The 14,438-nt window shown below is 74.5% G+C and carries 18 protein-coding genes, 1 other RNA gene and 1 riboswitch; of the genes, 3 read left to right on the plus strand and 16 right to left on the minus strand.

All coding sequences use genetic code 11. The annotated features are described in order from the left end of the window. Genes E9565_RS04380 through E9565_RS04390 form a run of 3 tightly spaced genes read right to left on the minus strand, consistent with a single transcriptional unit; the run spans position 1 to position 1,653 of the window. Positions 1-231 carry a hypothetical protein gene (locus E9565_RS04380; protein WP_236825647.1) on the minus strand — a complete coding sequence of 77 codons (231 nt, stop codon included), beginning with the start codon at positions 229-231 and terminating at the stop codon, positions 1-3. 1 nt (position 232) lies between these two features. After that, on the minus strand, positions 233-490 hold the full coding sequence (locus E9565_RS04385) for a DUF2795 domain-containing protein (RefSeq protein WP_236825646.1): 258 nt from the start codon (positions 488-490) through the stop codon (positions 233-235). A 29-nt stretch (positions 491-519) separates the two neighbouring features. Next, the gene (locus E9565_RS04390) at positions 520-1,653 is read right to left on the minus strand and encodes a Vms1/Ankzf1 family peptidyl-tRNA hydrolase (RefSeq protein ID WP_236825645.1); all 1,134 of its coding nucleotides are present in this window, start codon (positions 1,651-1,653) and stop codon (positions 520-522) included. Positions 1,654-1,821: 168 nt separating this feature from the next. Between E9565_RS04390 and E9565_RS04395 the strand changes: the two genes are divergently transcribed. After that, on the plus strand, positions 1,822-2,166 hold the full coding sequence (locus E9565_RS04395; RefSeq protein ID WP_236825644.1) for a hypothetical protein: 345 nt from the start codon (positions 1,822-1,824) through the stop codon (positions 2,164-2,166). 105 nt (positions 2,167-2,271) lie between these two features. Here the strand turns inward: E9565_RS04395 and E9565_RS04400 are convergent, their stop codons facing one another. The 9 genes from E9565_RS04400 to E9565_RS04440 all read right to left on the minus strand — a co-directional run bounded on the left by E9565_RS04400 (position 2,272) and on the right by E9565_RS04440 (position 9,984). After that, positions 2,272-3,165 carry a type II secretion system F family protein gene (locus E9565_RS04400; protein WP_236825643.1) on the minus strand — a complete coding sequence of 298 codons (894 nt, stop codon included), beginning with the start codon at positions 3,163-3,165 and terminating at the stop codon, positions 2,272-2,274. Next, positions 3,165-4,106 (minus strand): type II secretion system F family protein, encoded by a 942-nt coding sequence (locus E9565_RS04405; RefSeq protein ID WP_236834166.1) that lies wholly within the window; start codon positions 4,104-4,106, stop codon positions 3,165-3,167. Before E9565_RS04405 ends, E9565_RS04400 begins: the two co-directional genes overlap by 1 nt. Before the next feature lie 2 nt (positions 4,107-4,108). Then, a complete protein-coding gene (locus E9565_RS04410) occupies positions 4,109-5,527 on the minus strand; it encodes a CpaF family protein (RefSeq protein WP_236834167.1) in 1,419 nt (472 codons plus the stop codon). Then, positions 5,524-6,717 (minus strand): AAA family ATPase, encoded by a 1,194-nt coding sequence (locus tag E9565_RS04415; RefSeq protein WP_236825640.1) that lies wholly within the window; start codon positions 6,715-6,717, stop codon positions 5,524-5,526. Before E9565_RS04415 ends, E9565_RS04410 begins: the two co-directional genes overlap by 4 nt. Beyond that, positions 6,714-7,451, minus strand: a complete 738-nt coding sequence (locus E9565_RS04420) for an RcpC/CpaB family pilus assembly protein (RefSeq protein ID WP_236834168.1) — start codon at positions 7,449-7,451, stop codon at positions 6,714-6,716. The genes E9565_RS04415 and E9565_RS04420 overlap by 4 nt, the downstream gene beginning before the upstream one ends. Positions 7,452-7,463: 12 nt before the next feature. Next, positions 7,464-8,423 carry a TadE/TadG family type IV pilus assembly protein gene (locus E9565_RS04425; RefSeq protein ID WP_374201720.1) on the minus strand — a complete coding sequence of 320 codons (960 nt, stop codon included), beginning with the start codon at positions 8,421-8,423 and terminating at the stop codon, positions 7,464-7,466. Continuing rightward, positions 8,411-8,821 carry a TadE/TadG family type IV pilus assembly protein gene (locus E9565_RS04430; RefSeq protein WP_236825637.1) on the minus strand — a complete coding sequence of 137 codons (411 nt, stop codon included), beginning with the start codon at positions 8,819-8,821 and terminating at the stop codon, positions 8,411-8,413. The genes E9565_RS04425 and E9565_RS04430 overlap by 13 nt, the downstream gene beginning before the upstream one ends. Positions 8,822-8,916: 95 nt before the next feature. Further along, positions 8,917-9,150, minus strand: coding sequence for a Flp family type IVb pilin (locus E9565_RS04435; protein ID WP_236834170.1), 234 nt, complete (start codon positions 9,148-9,150; stop codon positions 8,917-8,919). A gap of 177 nt (positions 9,151-9,327) precedes the next feature. Then, positions 9,328-9,984 carry an A24 family peptidase gene (locus E9565_RS04440; protein ID WP_236834171.1) on the minus strand — a complete coding sequence of 219 codons (657 nt, stop codon included), beginning with the start codon at positions 9,982-9,984 and terminating at the stop codon, positions 9,328-9,330. Positions 9,985-10,102: 118 nt separating this feature from the next. Between E9565_RS04440 and E9565_RS04445 the strand changes: the two genes are divergently transcribed. Further along, positions 10,103-10,807: a bifunctional 2-polyprenyl-6-hydroxyphenol methylase/3-demethylubiquinol 3-O-methyltransferase UbiG gene (locus E9565_RS04445; protein WP_236825634.1), complete on the plus strand. Its 705-nt coding sequence runs from the start codon at positions 10,103-10,105 to the stop codon at positions 10,805-10,807. A 46-nt stretch (positions 10,808-10,853) separates the two neighbouring features. On the opposite strand, the gene E9565_RS04450 is transcribed toward E9565_RS04445, so the two are convergent. The 4 genes from E9565_RS04450 to rnpB form a co-directional block, all read right to left on the minus strand. Continuing rightward, positions 10,854-11,792: a hypothetical protein gene (locus E9565_RS04450; RefSeq protein WP_236834172.1), complete on the minus strand. Its 939-nt coding sequence runs from the start codon at positions 11,790-11,792 to the stop codon at positions 10,854-10,856. Beyond that, the gene (locus E9565_RS04455) at positions 11,789-12,136 is read right to left on the minus strand and encodes a hypothetical protein (RefSeq protein WP_236834173.1); all 348 of its coding nucleotides are present in this window, start codon (positions 12,134-12,136) and stop codon (positions 11,789-11,791) included. Before E9565_RS04455 ends, E9565_RS04450 begins: the two co-directional genes overlap by 4 nt. A 168-nt stretch (positions 12,137-12,304) precedes the next feature. Further along, entirely contained in the window at positions 12,305-13,255 is a 951-nt protein-coding gene (locus tag E9565_RS04460; RefSeq protein WP_236834174.1) for a LysM domain-containing protein, read from the minus strand. Positions 13,256-13,262: 7 nt separating this feature from the next. Beyond that, a riboswitch (cyclic di-AMP (ydaO/yuaA leader) is annotated at positions 13,263-13,398 on the minus strand. Positions 13,399-13,613: 215 nt separating this feature from the next. Further along, an RNA gene (gene rnpB / locus E9565_RS04465) (RNase P RNA component class A) lies at positions 13,614-14,015 on the minus strand. Between the two features lie 33 nt (positions 14,016-14,048). On the opposite strand from rnpB, the gene E9565_RS04470 reads away from it, so the two are divergent. Then, positions 14,049-14,192 carry a hypothetical protein gene (locus E9565_RS04470; RefSeq protein WP_236834175.1) on the plus strand — a complete coding sequence of 48 codons (144 nt, stop codon included), beginning with the start codon at positions 14,049-14,051 and terminating at the stop codon, positions 14,190-14,192. Positions 14,193-14,438 lie beyond the last annotated feature (246 nt).

Consider the following 14,438-nt stretch of genomic DNA (forward strand, 5'->3'; position numbering starts at 1 on the left):
TCAGGGCAGGTCCGCGGTCTCGGCGGACTGCCGGTGCGCGCCCTGGGCGTCGTCCGGGTCGGGGTGGACCGTCCGCTCCTCCGACTCGGCGAGGATGACCTCCGCGGCGACCTCCTCCATGCCGCTGCCGCGGAGGCCCTCCTCCTCCGGCAGCAGCTGCGACCGCGTCTCCACGTTGTCCTCGGTGACGTTGTCCAGCGCCTCCGGGCTCGGCTTCTTCTGCGTCGTCACGTCAGAACCGCTGCTGCTCGGTGCCGAGCCCGAGCGCCTCGGCGACCTCCTGGACGTTCTCGAACTGCCGGCCGGCGGGCAGCCGCTGCAGGTCCGACAGGACCCGGTCGGTGCCACCGCCCTCCTGCGCCTTGGCGATCAGCTGCTCGCGGTCGGCCGGCCACACCTCCTTGCCGAGGGCCTCGGCGAGCGCGGCGCGGCGCTCGATGCTGCCCTGGTCGGTGCCGGGGGCGGTGGCTGCCTGGTGCGGATCGGTCACGGTGGTCTCCTCGGTCGTGGGGGCGCCGGTCAGCTGCCGGCGTCGGTGGAGGCGTCGGTGTAACGGAGGATCGCGGCGACCGGCCCGTCGCCGGGCAGGGCCGCCGCGGGGACGACGAGGACGCCGGCCGCGCTGGCGACCGCCGCCTCCAGCAGCGCCGAACCGGCGGGGACGACCTCGCCGTGCACCCCGAGCGCGTCCATGTCCTGCTGCTTGACGCCGAGCTCCAGCGGGCTGCCGCCCACCAGCAGGGTCGCGTCGGCGTCCTGCTCGTCGGTGATCAGGAGGGTCTCCACCTGCCCCTTGCGCAGCGCCTCGACGACGGCCGGGGTGCCGGTGACGGCCAGCCCGTGCGCGCCGGCCGCCTGCACCTGGTCGACGGCGGTGGCGATGTCGCGCGCCTCGTGCTCGGCGACCAGTTCCTTCGTGCGCCGGTCGATGGGCTCGCGGTCGGCCCCCGCGGCGCGCCCGCCCTCCTCCATGGAGACGACGAGGTCCGACCACGAGGCGTGCGCCTTGTCGCCCAGGATCTGGCGGGCACGGACGTCGCCGGCGAGCAGGACGAACCGCAGCGGGAGTCGGCGGTTGAAGGAGTCGATCTCGTCGGCGACCTGGCCGGCGTTCTCCTCCCACTGGTTCTCGGCGGTGTGCATGTAGGTGTTGTGCGCCCAGCCGCCGACCTTGACCTTGCGCATGTGGAAGGTGTCGCCCTCCACCTGCCGCTCCTCGTCCGGCTGACCCGCGAGCCCGGCGACGGTGATGTCGGCCCCGACGCGGTCGGCGACGACCACGGCGTGCGGTACCCGGCCGGCCAGCTGGCGCAGCACCGGGAGCAGGTCCGGGTGGGCCGACCACTCGGCGGTCTCGCGGGCGGGGGCGTCGGCCAGCACCTCGTCCAGCACGACGGTGCCGTCGGCGGCGGCGACGACGGCGCGGCCCCGCAGCGTGCCGGCCTCACCGCCCTCGTTGCCCTCGAGCAGCCGGCTGCGCACGGCCTCCACGACCGTCTCCGGCGCCCCCTGCTCGGTCAGCTTCTCGCTCAGCGCGCGCACCCGGAGCTCGAGCTCGGTGTCGGCGGACTCGGTGGTGTGCGTGACGTCGGCGCAGACCGTGGCGTAGGGCCCAGCGGCGGCGAACACCGGCTCCAGGAAGGACACGTCCATGTCGGGGGGACAACTCCTCGGTCGATCGGGGGTGTTCGGTGGGCGGGGCGGCGTGGGCCGCACTCCCGCCGTCGCCGCCTACCCACCGACCGGGCGCTCACACCCCGTGTCGATCGCGGAGGACGGGGTAGGCGGTCGGGCGACACGGAACCGCAGAGAGGACGAGGGATGACCGAGCACGACCAGCTGCCCCTGCCCGACTACGACCACCTGCCCGTGGAGGGGCTGGCTTCGCGGATCCGGACGCTCGACGCCCAGGGTCTGGAGACCCTGCTGGAGTACGAGCGCGCCCACGCCGACCGCGTGCAGGTGGTCACGATCATGGAGAACCGGCTCCAGTCGCTCCGCGAGGGCGCCCAGCCCTCGGGCGGCGACCCCGCCGCGCCGGCGGCCGACGACCCGTCGCACGCCGCGGGCGGGTCGAAGGTCTCCGAGGCGACCACCGGCCCGGCGATGAACCCGCCGTCGCAGGGCGACCCCACCAACCCCGCCCAGCCCCGCTCCACCGGCTGAGCACGCACCGTCGTCCTCCGGACGACACCGCGGCCGATGGCCGTTCCCCGGCGATGTGGGAGCCGTGTCGTCGTCCCCGCGCGCCGTCCGGAGGACGACGAGGTCTCATTCGCTGAACGTCGCCACGATGTCCATGACGGCGGGGCCGAGCAGCACGATGAACAGCGTCGGCAGGATGCACAGGATCAGCGGGAAGATCACCTTCACCGGGATCTGCATGGCCTTCTCCTCGGCCCGCTGACGCCGCTTGAGCCGCATCTCCGCGGCCTGGGTGCGCAGCACGTCGGCGATCGACACGCCGTACTGGTCGGCCTGCACGACGGCCCGGATGAACCGGCGCAGGTCGGGCACGCCGGTCCGCTCGGCCAGGGCCAGGTAGGCGTCGCGCCGTGGCTGGCCGACGGCGATGTCCTGCAGGGTGCGCACCAGCTCCTCAGCGAGCGCCCCCTTGCCGTTGCTGCCCGCCCGCGCCATGGCCGCCTCGAACCCGAGCCCCGCCTCGACCGCGATGGTCATCTGGTCGAGGGTGTCGGCGAGCTCGAGCGCGATGGCCTCCCGGCGCTCCTGCCCCCGGCTGTGCAGCAGCAGCTCCGGCAGGAAGTAGGCGACCAGCGTCGACACGACCGCGACCAGGCCGGTGAGCACCCCGGGCGTGGACGTGGCGATCAGCAGCCCGAGCGCACCGGCGATCACCCCGAGCACGAGCTTGGCCGCCACCAGCCGCGGCACCGGCCAGGCCGCCGGTCGGCCGGCGGTGGCCGCGAGCCGGTCCAGCCGCCTGACCGTCCCCCGCGGGGTCAGCCCGCGGGCGAGGCGGGCCAGCGCACCGGGACCGGTCCGGACGGCGGTGGGCCCCTCCGTCGGGAGGCCCCGCAGCAGGTTGGCGCGCGCCTGCACCGTGGCGACGGGGGCGCGGCCGAGCAGGGCCCAGCCCAGCAGCGGCACGGCGGCGCAGACGCCGACGGCGGCGAGCAGGACGGCAACGGGGAGGCCGCTCATCAGAACCTGATCGCCACGGTCTTCTTGAGCCACAGGCCACCGGCCAGCAGCATGAGCGCCGCCGCGGCGAGCATGCCGTAGCCGACGAGGCTCTCGGTGAACTTCGCCAGGTAGCCGGGGTTGGTGAGCGAGATGAACCCGGTCACGCCGAACGGCAGGGCCATGAGCACGACGGCCGAGAGCTTGCCCTCCGCCGAGAGCGCCTTGACCTGCCGGCGGATGGCGTTGCGCTCGCGGATCGTGTTGCCGACCGCGTCCAGCACCTCGGCCAGGTTGCCCCCGACCTCCCGGTGGATGGCGATCGCCTGGGCCACCCAGGTGAAGTCGTCGCTGCCCATGCGCTCGGCGACGTCGTCGAGCGCCTCGGCGAGGTCCCGGCCCACCCGCGTCTCGTTGACGATGCGGGCGAACTCCTCCGACGTCGGCGCCTCGGCCTCCTGCGAGACGGAATCGACCGCGCGGAGGAGGCTGTGCCCGGCGCGCAGGCTGCTCGACATCAGCTGCAGCGAGTCGTCCAGCTGGTCGGCGAAGGCGGCCTGGCGACGGCCGGCGCGGAAGCCGATCAGCAGCTTGGCGCCGAACGGGACCGCGACCACGAGCAGCAGCGCGAGCAGCGGGCCGCCGAGCAGCCCACCGGTCAGCGCGCCCAGCACGGTGGTCGACCCGACGGCGAGGACGAGGTTCGGCAGCGTCACCGACATGCCGGCCCGCTCGAGGGCGGCGGCGCCCGCGGCCAGCCGTCCGCGCCTGACCAGCACCTTCTCGACCGCGGCGCCGGCCACCGCGCCCGCGCCGAGCAGCGGCGAGGCCGGCGGCGCGACCGACGGGTCCAGCCGGGTCAGCGGCACCCGCGCGGGGCCCGCCGGGACCACGACGAACGCCAGGATCAGCAGGGCCGCGGCGATCGCACCGACGCCGGCGACGAGCAGGACGCCGGACACCGTCACCACCGCCCCGCGCCGGCGGGCTCGGCGGCGCCGAACACCCGCGGCGAGAGGCGGATGCCGAGCTCGTCGAAGCGGTCGGTGAAGCGTGGGCGCACCCCGGTCGGCACCGGCTTGCCGAGGAAGCGGCCCGCGGCGTCCACACCGGCGGAGTAGTCGAACAGGAACGCGTCCTGCAGCGTGACCGTGTCGCCCTCCATCCCCTGGACCTCGGTCACGTGGGTGACCCGGCGGGTGCCGTCGCGCAGCCGGGTGAGCTGCACGACGACGTCGACGGCGGAGGCGATCTGCTCGCGGATGGCCCGCAGCGGCAGGTCCATGCCGGCCATGAGCACCAGCGTCTCCAGGCGCGCGATGGCGTCGCGGGGCGAGTTGGCGTGCACCGTCGACAGCGAGCCGTCGTGGCCGGTGTTCATCGCCTGCAGCATGTCGAGGGACTCGCCGCCGCGGCACTCCCCCACCACGATCCGGTCGGGCCGCATGCGCAGCGAGTTCCGCACCAGGTCGCGGATGGTGATCGCACCCTTGCCCTCGATGTTGGGCGGGCGCGACTCCAGCCGGACCACGTGCTCCTGCTGGAGCTGCAGCTCGACGGCGTCCTCGATCGTCACGATCCGCTCGCCGTCGGGGATGAACGACGACAGCACGTTGAGCAGCGTCGTCTTCCCGGTGCCGGTGCCGCCGGAGACGATGACGTTCAGCCGCGCCTCGACGCAGGCGTGCAGCAGCTCGGCCATCTCCGGCGAGAGGGTGCCGAAGCCGATCAGGTCGGTGACGGTGAACGGGTCCTTGGAGAACTTGCGGATGGTCAGCGTCGACCCGCTGAACGCCAGCGGCGGGATGATCGCGTTGACGCGCGAGCCGTCCGCCAGACGGGCGTCGACCAGGGGCGAGGACTCGTCGATCCGCCGCCCGACGCGGGAGACGATCCGGTCGATCACCCGGCGCAGGTGCTCCTCGGAGGTGAACCGGGTCGCGGTGCGCTGCAGCTTGCCGCCGCGTTCCACGTAGATGGCCTCGGGCCCGTTGACCATGATCTCGCTGACGGCGTCGTCGTCGAGCAGCCGCTGCAGCGGGCCGTAGCCGAGCACGTCGTCGGCGAGCTCGGCGGTGAGCCGCTGCCGCTCCTCGGTGCTGAGCGGGACGTTCTCCTCCTCGACGACCTCGTCGAGCTCCTTCAGGACCACCGCGCGGAGCTGGTCCTCGGCCATCGAGGGGTCGTTCATCCGGCTGCCCATGCGCTCGAACAGCGCCTTGCCGACGCGGTCCTTGAGCCGGCTCAGGGCGTCGGTCGGCGGCGGGGTCGGGGCCGAGGCCGGGCCGGCGGCCGGCACCGGGCGCACGGCCACCGGGACCGGGGCGGCGGTGACCGGCCGGGGCTCCCCGCGGGCGGCCTCCAGCCGCTGCGCGAGGTTCACGACGCCGCCCGGTGCTTGGCCCGGTAGCGCCCGGCCTTCATCAACGGCGTCGCGGAGAAGCGCGACACCAGCCGGCGCAGCTCGCGGACCATCGGGTCACGGCGGCTCCCGCTCTCCAGGATCGGCACCCCCTGGTTGGTGCTGGCGGGCACCGCCTTGGACCGCGGCAGGACGACGTCGACCCCGGTGCCGATCGTGGTCTCGACATCACGGACGGAGAGCCCGCCCTTCGGGTCGGCGAAGTTCATGACGACGTGCCGCCCGGCGGGGATCATGCACAGCTCGCGGAGCACGTCCATCTCCTTGCGCAGACCGCGCACGCCGGGCACGTCCATGCTCGAGAGCATGACGACGTCGGAGGCGCGGTCCAGCGCCGCCAGCGTCTGCTCGGACAGCCCCGGCGCGGTGTCGACGACGACGTAGCGGAACTCGCGGGCCAGCGAGGCGAGCAGCCGGCTGACGTCCTCGCCGGTGATCGAGTCGCCGGCGGCGGGCGAGTCCGACCCGCAGACGGCGTACAGCCCGCTGGGGTGCTGGGTGAGGAAGGTCTTGAGGACCATCGTGTCCTCGCTGGCCGGGCCGTGGACGGCGTCGGGCAGCGTGTACTCGGGCACCAGGCTCAGCGCCGAGGCGACGTCCCCGAACTGCACGTCGAGGTCGACGAGCACCGTCGACTGCGGCGCGGCCGCCGTCAGCCCGATGGCCAGGTTGGTCGAGACGGTCGTCTTGCCCACCCCGCCCTTGGGCGAGGCGATGGTGATGACCCGGCCCGCGTAGCGGTCGGTCTCGGCGACCGGCCGCAGCACCCTGCGGCGACCCGCCGCGGCGTGCCCGGCGCGCTCGATCGCCGCGGCGATCTCCGCCACCTCGGCGTCGGGCGGGAGCAGGTCGCGGATGCCGGCGCGCATCGCCGAGCGCCACATGTCCGGCGACGGCTCGGCGATCAGGACCACGGTGATGCCCGGGCTCTGCACGTCGAGCCGGCCGGCGAGGGTGAGCACCTCGGGCGCCGGCGCGTGCGGGCCGACGAGCAGCACGTCGGGCAGTTCGTCGTCGACGAGCTGCTCGAACAGCCGGGCCGGGTCGCTGGGCAGCCGACCGGGCGGCAGCACCTGCAGGTCGCCGCCGGTGGCCTCCTTCACCCGCAGGACCAGGTCCTCCCCCGCTCCCGCCAGGACGACGCGGCTCATGAGTAGGCCTTTCCGTAGATGGTGTCCGGCGTCAGCACCGCGGTGCGGGAGACGTCGGGGGCGGCCGGTTCGAGCGAGAGCCAGACGGTGCCGTGCTCGGCGCCGAAGACGATCGCCTCGGCCTGGGCGGCGGTGACGGCGAAGGTCACCATGAGGCTGCCCGAGGGGACGGGCGCGGCCACGGTCGTGGTCCCGTCCGCGGGGGCGGCCGGCGGGGCGGGCGCCCCCTGCACCTGGGTGACCAGCACCTCGTGCAGGACGGCGTGGGTGGTGCCCGCCCCCGTCATGGAGACGAACACCCCGACGGTGTCGCCGGCCGCCAGCCGCCCGCCGACCGCGCGCTGCGGCTCCAGGACGATGCTGACCTCCTGCAGGCCCTCGGGCACGGGCACCGTGCCGGGCGCCTGCAGGTCCCCGGGCCGCTCGAACCGGCTGTCGAGGAGCTGCTCGCCGGGCGCGAGGTCGACGGTGGCGACCCGGTCGGCGAGCGAGGCGAGGTCGGTGACCCGGCCCGGCAGCGCCGCCTTGGCCGGCAGGAGCTCGGTGCCCACGAGCTCGGCGAGCGCGCTGCCCGGGGTGCCGGCCGGGATGGGGGCCTCGGCCACGAGCACCGTCACCGCCTGCACCCCGGCGAGGGCGCGGCTCTCGGCGCCGCGCACGTAGCCGACCAGGACCGCGGTGCCGGCCACGACGAGCGCGAGGGCCGCGACGGCGGCCAGGAATCGACGTCTCACGAGTGGGCGCCCCTATCGGATCAGTCGGAGGATCGAGGCGCCCGTCTGCGGCGCGTCCGGTGAGTAGTTCCAGTCGTCGGAGAGCTCGACGAAGCGGGTGTAGTAACCGGTGACGCACCGGTCGCTGGAGTTGGTGCCGGGCCCGCACACCTTGTTGCCGCTCTTGACCGAGCCGTTGACGGCGTAGCCGGTGAGCGTGAAGGCGGCGTAGCCGTAGACGCGGTACCAGCCGTTGCTGCCGCCCTCGCCGAACTGGTCGAAGAGCGGGAGCAGCACCGTGCGACCCAGCCAGCCCTGCAGGTCGGCCTCGGAGCAGCCCTGGGGCAGGGAGACGCCGGTGTCGGAGTTCAGCCGTTGCCCGATCGCGGAGGTGGCGTGGCAGCGGCCCTGGTCGGGCACGACCCACCCGAAGCCGCCGGGGACGAAGTTCCCCGACGGGCCGGTGCAGCCGCCGACGTCGTCGGACTTGCTGAACATGATCGTCTGCAGCGTCTCGGTGGACGGCAGCCCGCCGCCGGTCTGCGCCTTGAACGAGCACCAGGAGAAGGTCAGCGGCAGCACGGCGGTGCCCTGGCTGGGCGCCCCCCAGCCGACGGTCGCGGTGGCCGAGACCTGGCTGCTGTCGTGCCCGATGACCGGCGCGAACCAGTGCTCCTTGGGCGCGGACCCGGTGACGGTCACGCTGAGCGGATCGCCGCTGAGGACGGGCTCGGCGGCGGTTCCCGTGGGGTCGTTGTGGCTGATCAGCTGCTGCGCCGTCGCCAGCATGTCGCCGCAGTTGCCGCGCGAGCAGTCCTGGGCGACGGCGATGGCGGCGGCGTCGGCCGCCACCTGGAGCCGCGCCCGCTCGGCGTACAGCGCGCCGATGTCGACGGCGATGGCCGCGAAGCCGAGGAGCGGGACGAGGACGAGGGCGAAGACGACGGAGGTGGCGCCGCGCTCGCCGTCGCGCCGGCGGGTCAACCGTTGCACCGCATGACCCCCGTTCCGGTCAGTTCGATGGCGGAGCCGAAGAAGTCCGTCAGGTAGGGCATCGGGTAGGTGATGGTGAGGCGGACGGCGGTGTCGCCGGCGCCGGTGGTGGGGCAGGTCTCCGCGGTGCCGCCGACGACCTCGATGCGGATCTGGTCGTCGGTGACCGCGGGGTCCAGCGAGGCCGCGGCGGTGCGCACCACGGCGCGGGCGTCGACCGGGTCGTTGCGGAGGGCCATGGCCCGGACGCCCTCGCGGGCGGCGGCCGAGAGCGTGCCCTGCACCTGGAAGGCGTGGCCGAACTCGGCGATGCCGATGAGCAGCACGAGCAGCAGCGGCACGATGAAGGCGAACTCGACCGCGGTCGCGCCGCGCTCGTCCTGACGACGTCGGTTCATCCCCGGCACCACCTCTCCTCGTGCGACGGCGCAGCGGCCCTCGGGGCGAGGGCCGCTGCGCCGGAACCGCTACGGCGTCGCGCAGCAGCGAGCGGTCAGGGGTTGGTGGTGGTCGTGCCGCCGGTGCCCGCGCCGCCGAGCTTGTCCTTGACCGTCGTGAAGAGCTCATTCAGCTCGGTGCCGAGCAGCGTGACGGCGCCGATGATGACGACGGCGATGAGGCCGACCATGAGGCCGTACTCGACGGCGGTGGCGCCCTTCTCCTCCCGGCGCAGGCGCTCCTGGGCGACCGCGACGAGGCTGGCGATGGTGGCGTAGGCGTTGATCACGTGCGCTCCCTGAGGTGTCGGCCGTCCGGCGGGATCGGCTGATCCGGCCTGTGCGGCTGCTGCGGGGAGTTGTCGTGAAGAACACGCCGAGGCTTGAGCACCGTTCACCCGATCCAGGGACCCCGGCCCGCCGTCCGGGGGACGGGCCGGGGTGGCAGCTCACGCTGCGTGAGCGGATCAGCCCAGGAGGGCGCCGCCCCAGCCCACCGCGAGGGCGGCCCCGGCGAGCATCGCCGGCCCGAACGGCAGCTCGCTCCGCCGGCCGACCCGCCGGGCCGCGAGCAGCACCAGCGCCACCGCGGCCTGCACGACGAAGCCCGCGACCGCACCCAGCAGCACCGCGTCCCACCCGAGCCAGCCCAGCGGGAGGCCGATCAGAGCGGCCAGCTTGACGTCGCCCATGCCGAGGCCGGCGGGCGAGACCAGCGCCATGACCAGGAAGCCGCAGAAGAGGACGGCGGCCGCCAGCCCGGCGCGCAGCAGCTGGTCCCAGGCCCCCTGCGCCGCCGCGGCGGCGAGGAGCAGGACTCCCGTGGTGGCGAACGCCGGCCCGGTCACGCGGTCGGGCAGCAGACGGTGCCGCAGGTCGACGAGCGCCAGGAGCACGCCCGCGCCGGTGGCGGCCAGGAACGCCGGCAGGGCCCATCCCGCCCCGAGCCGCCAGGCCACGAGGCCGAACAGCGTGGCCGTGAGCAGCTCGGTCAGCGGGAACGGCAGCGCCCGGCGGCGCGCCCGCTCCCCACCGTCCCAGGGGAAGGCCACGGCGAGCCGGTCGGCCACCGCCCCTGCGAGCAGGCCCAGCAGCCCGGACACCGCGACCGCCGCGGCGGTCACCGGCCGGGGGGCGGGGACTCGGGGATCACGGCGCACACCCTGGCACAGCCGGACCCGGACCCCGGGCAGGCGGTGCCGACGGCGAGCGGAGTGCCCGCCGGTGGGCCACACTCCGGACGTGACTGTGGACGAGGGCTCGACCCATCGCACCGCGGCGGTGTGGTCCTACCGGGGCCACGGCGTGCACGCCGCCCCGGGAGTGCACGAGTACGCGCTCGAGCTGGTCCGGCAGCAGCTGCCCGAGGGCGGCCGGATCCTCGAGGTGGGCGCCGGCTGCGGCGCGCTGGCGTGCCGGCTGATGGAGGCGGGGTTCGACGTCGTCCCCACCGACCTCGACCCGCCGCACGAGTGGATCCACCGCCTCGACCTCGACGACCCGCAGTGGACCGAGGCGACCCGCGGCCCCTTCGACATGGTGGTCTGCGTCGAGACGCTCGAGCACGTGGAGAACCCGCGGAAGGTGCTGCGCTCGATGCGGGCGCTGCTCGAGCCGGGCGGCAAGCTGCTGGTGAGCACGCCGAACGTCGGCCACCCGCACTCGCGCTTGAAGATGTTCCTGCGGGGCGCCCCGTTCATCTTCGGGCCGGGCCACTACTACCAGCCCGGCCACATCTCGATCCTCCCCGACTGGATGCTCGTCGAGCACATCCGGACGGCGGGGTTCGGCGACATCACCGTCACCAGCGGGGGCTCGACCTGGTACGTGGGCGCGCGGAAGGTGGCGCACCGGGTCGAGACGGCGCTGCTGTGGCTGATCGGGTTGCGGCCGCGCGCGGAGTCGGGCGAGGGCATCTGCACGTTCGTCACCGCCGTCGCCGAGTGACGCCGGCCGGGGGACGCGGACGCGTCCCCCGGCCCGCCGCTCAGACTCAGCCCCGGGTCAGCTGGAACACCGAGACGGTGCCGTCGTCCTCGTTGCTGGTGAGGAGCAGGTGCCCGCGCTTGACGGCCAGCAGGCCCTCGGGCGCCTCCCCCGTCGGCAGCACCTGCAGCAGCTCCGGCGCGGCCTCGTCGGCGAGGTCGTAGACCAGCACCGCGTGTCCCCGCTCCGAGCCGATGAAGGCGTAGGTCGTGCCGTGGAGCGCGGCCACCTCCACGCCCTCGAACTCCGCGCCCTTGTCGTCGCTGCGCCCGTCGGGGTAGCGGCCGGCGTCGGCCAGGGCCCGCTCGGCCGCCCCGCCGGACGTGCTCACGATCCCGCCCTCCGGGGAGAAGACCGTCCAGCCGCGGCCGCCACTGGGCTCCTCGGCCAGGTCGCCCTCGTCGGCGGTGACGAGGTTGCCCTCCGGTGTCCACTGGACGGCGTCGGGCTCGCGGGGTGCGGTGAACGCGTCGTCGAAGGCGGTCGTGCCGTCGTCGGCCGTGTCGGCGTCGGTGCGCGTCACGCTCCCCGCGGAGAAGGAGCCGACCACGGTGCCGGTGCGGAGGTCGACGAGGGCGACGGCGTTGTTCTCCTGGAGGGTCACCGCCGCCACGCCCTGGCGGTTGATGTCCACGTACTCCGGCTCCGGGTCCTCCGGGAACGCCGCGCCCTCGAGGCCGGTCAGCTCGACCCGGTCGACGGCCCAGCGGTCCGGCGTGCCGCGCAGGTCGACGACGGCGAGGAACCCGGCGGGCGCCTGCGGCAGCCCGCCCTCCACGCCGTCGACCTCGATCTCCTCGTCGCGCTGGTTCTCGATCGCGACCGCGGCCACGGCACCGCCGGGGCCGAGCGCGATCGAGTCGGGCTGCCCACCGAGGTCGATGCTCCGGACCACCGACCGGGTGCGCAGGTCGATGACCGCCAGCTCCCCCGACGGGTCGGTCAACGAGGTGCTGGTGTCGACGACGGCGAGCGCGTGCCGCCCGTCGCGGTGACGGTGACCGACGTCGGCTCGCCGTCGACCGGAACCGCGCCGATCGCGCGGGGCTCCGCGGGCCGGGTCAGGTCGACCAGGCCGACCTCGGCGGTGGCCGAGTCGGTGTACAGCAGCGTCCGGCCGTCTGGGGTGACGGCGAGGATCTCGGCGACCTCACCGCTCACCTCGAAGGTGGCCAGCTCGGCGAAGGCGGGTGCGGGGGGCGGCACCGCACCGGCCGGGGCGGCGGTGGCGGCGAGCAGCAGGGCGGCGGCCGGGAACGACGGGGCGAGAAGCCGGGCGCGGGATGGCACGGGGGTGCTCCTGGGGTCGAAGGACAGGTGGGGCCGACCCTGACCAGCGAAGACGACGCCCCGGCATCCGGCGGGCGGACCGCGGGTGACCGGCGTGCGACCAGCTCCAACGCACGTGCGCCCCCTGCCCGGCAGCCGGGCAGGGGGCGCACGAGGTGCCAGCGCTGGTTACGGCAGGAAGGTCACGTGCGGGTGGTCCATGTGATTGGCCGTGGGCGAGCCGCGGTCCTCCATGCCCTGCCAGGCCCACCCGGTCCACGTGCCGGCGATCCGCTGCTCCCAGATCACGTATTCCACGCCGAGCCGGGCCGCGTTGTCGATCACGTACTGGGCGACGGCGTCCCCCTTGGCGGAGTCGCTGTAGACCATGAAATCGGCCGCGAGGCCCGCGGTGGGGCTGTGGCCGGGACGGGTGAGCACCGTCCCGACGCCGTGCACCTCCGCGATCTCCTGGACGTCCGGGCGGACGTGCGCGTCCCACTGGTCGTAGGCCGCGGAGGTGGCCGCCGGAGCCGGGGCGGGCGCCGGAGCCGGGGCGGGCGCCGGAGCCGGAGCGGGCGCCGGAGCCGGAGCGGGCGCCGGGGCCGGGGCGGGCCGCTCGTCCCGGCTGGCCCGCTCGGGAACGACCCCGCCGCCGGTCAGGGCGAGCACCTGGCCGACGCGCAGGACGTTCGCGTCCGGACCGATGACGCCGAGGTTGAGGGCGTGCAGGTCCTGCCAGGTGGTGCCGTGCCGGGCGGCGATCTTGCCCAGCGTGTCGCCGGCGACCACCGTGTAGGAGGCTGCGGCGGGCGCGGGCGCCGCCGGCGCCGGTGCCGCACCGGAGCCGCCGATGGTGAGCACCTGCCCGACACGGAGCAGGTTGGGGTCGGCGCCGATGGTGTCGCGGTTGACGTCGTAGATGCTCTGCCACGTGGTGCCGTGGCCGGCCGCGAGCTTGCTGAGGGTGTCGCCGGGGTTGACCGCGTGCTGGCCGGTGTGCGCGGCCGCGGGGCTGATGGCCCCCATGGTGAGGGCCGATGCGGCGGCGAGGACGACGGCCGGGTAGGCCACGGCGGTCGTGGTGCGGTTGCGGGAGGGGCGCCGGTGACGCCCCACGGTGCGGGTGCTCTTGGGCATGGAGTGGTGAGCCTCTCGCCGCCTGCGGAGTTAGCTGTCGGGTTCGGGCGAGAGCTGCCCGGCCGCGCGAGGCGCGGCTTCACCCCGAGATCCCGGAGGACCACGAACGGTGGGTCCCCCGCCCTGCCCGTCGTGTTCGCTGCCGGGCGGCCGTGGGCAGGTTCGGCGGGCGGCCATCCGGGTCCGCCGGTCAGCGGACGATCGAAACGGTAGGCAGGGCCGTCGGCGAGCCAGAAGCTCGGATCGGGCCTTTTCGCGGACCCTCCGCGCAAAGGCACTCGGTGTCACCAGCCGTGCGCGCAGCGCCTCCGCTTCACCCGTTCGGGTGATGCCCCCGGACGCCGGCGCGCGAGGGCGACGGACGAGTCGGCCTGTACGCCGGGTTCTGTCCACGGGTGCCTCACGGCCTCCCGATGGGCGGTCATCCATCTAGGCCTGCCGTTGCCGGCAGGCTCCAGCGGTCTACCCGCAGGCTCGGGCGGGCCGCCCTCGAACGCCTGCGCGGAGCGGCGGCGGACCGCCGCTCCTTCTTGACCTAGCTCCGGGTGGGGTTTACCGAGCCACGCCGGTCACCCGGCGTGCTGGTGGTCTCTTACACCACCGTTTCACCCTTACCGGCGCGAACGCCGGCGGTCTGTTTTCTGTGGCACTGTCCCGCGGGTCACCCCGGGTCGCCGTTAACGACCACCCTGCCCTGTGGAGCCCGGACGTTCCTCGGCGACGGAGTCTCCCCCGCCGACGCGACCGCCCGGCCGACTCGTCCGTCGTGCCAGGAAGTGTAGGCGTCCGGCACATGGACCCCCTCGCCATCGGGTACCGGACGTCGATCAATGCACCACACCCGAGGGAGGAGGACGACGTGGGACTGATCTCGGGACTCGTGAAGGCCAACCTGCTCAAGCGGTTGTTCAGCCGGTTCAGCCGGCGCGCGCGCTGACGCCCTGCGCCCCGCCCTGCAGCACCGTGGGCGCCCCCGGGGCGACCTGACCATCGCCGGCGTTCTGCCCTCGCCGGCTCCGCAACTGGTCTGCGTCTGAACTCGTCGCCTCGATCCGACGTAACCCCCGCCGCTGACGTGCGGGAAGTGTCGTACCCCCGGCCTAGCCTGCGGTCATGTCGTCGGTGGCGAGCTTCCAGGTGGGGGTGGGGGTGTCCCTGGTGGACCCGCTGCCCTCGCCCTGGG

Source organism: Blastococcus sp. KM273129 (assembly GCF_021698995.1).
In the GTDB taxonomy this organism is placed as follows: domain Bacteria; phylum Actinomycetota; class Actinomycetes; order Mycobacteriales; family Geodermatophilaceae; genus Blastococcus.

Bases quoted from the DNA above. Each gene is read 5' to 3' on its own strand.
- E9565_RS04390 (WP_236825645.1), bottom strand. From the start codon at position 1,653: ATGGACGTGTCCTTCCTGGAGCCGGTGTTCGCCGCCGCTGGGCCCTAC.
- E9565_RS04395 (WP_236825644.1), top strand. From the start codon at position 1,822: ATGACCGAGCACGACCAGCTGCCCCTGCCCGACTACGACCACCTGCCC.
- E9565_RS04400 (WP_236825643.1), bottom strand. From the start codon at position 3,165: ATGAGCGGCCTCCCCGTTGCCGTCCTGCTCGCCGCCGTCGGCGTCTGC.
- E9565_RS04415 (WP_236825640.1), bottom strand. From the start codon at position 6,717: ATGAGCCGCGTCGTCCTGGCGGGAGCGGGGGAGGACCTGGTCCTGCGG.
- E9565_RS04430 (WP_236825637.1), bottom strand. From the start codon at position 8,821: ATGAACCGACGTCGTCAGGACGAGCGCGGCGCGACCGCGGTCGAGTTC.
- E9565_RS04460 (WP_236834174.1), bottom strand. From the start codon at position 13,255: ATGCCCAAGAGCACCCGCACCGTGGGGCGTCACCGGCGCCCCTCCCGC.
- E9565_RS04470 (WP_236834175.1), top strand. From the start codon at position 14,049: ATGGACCCCCTCGCCATCGGGTACCGGACGTCGATCAATGCACCACAC.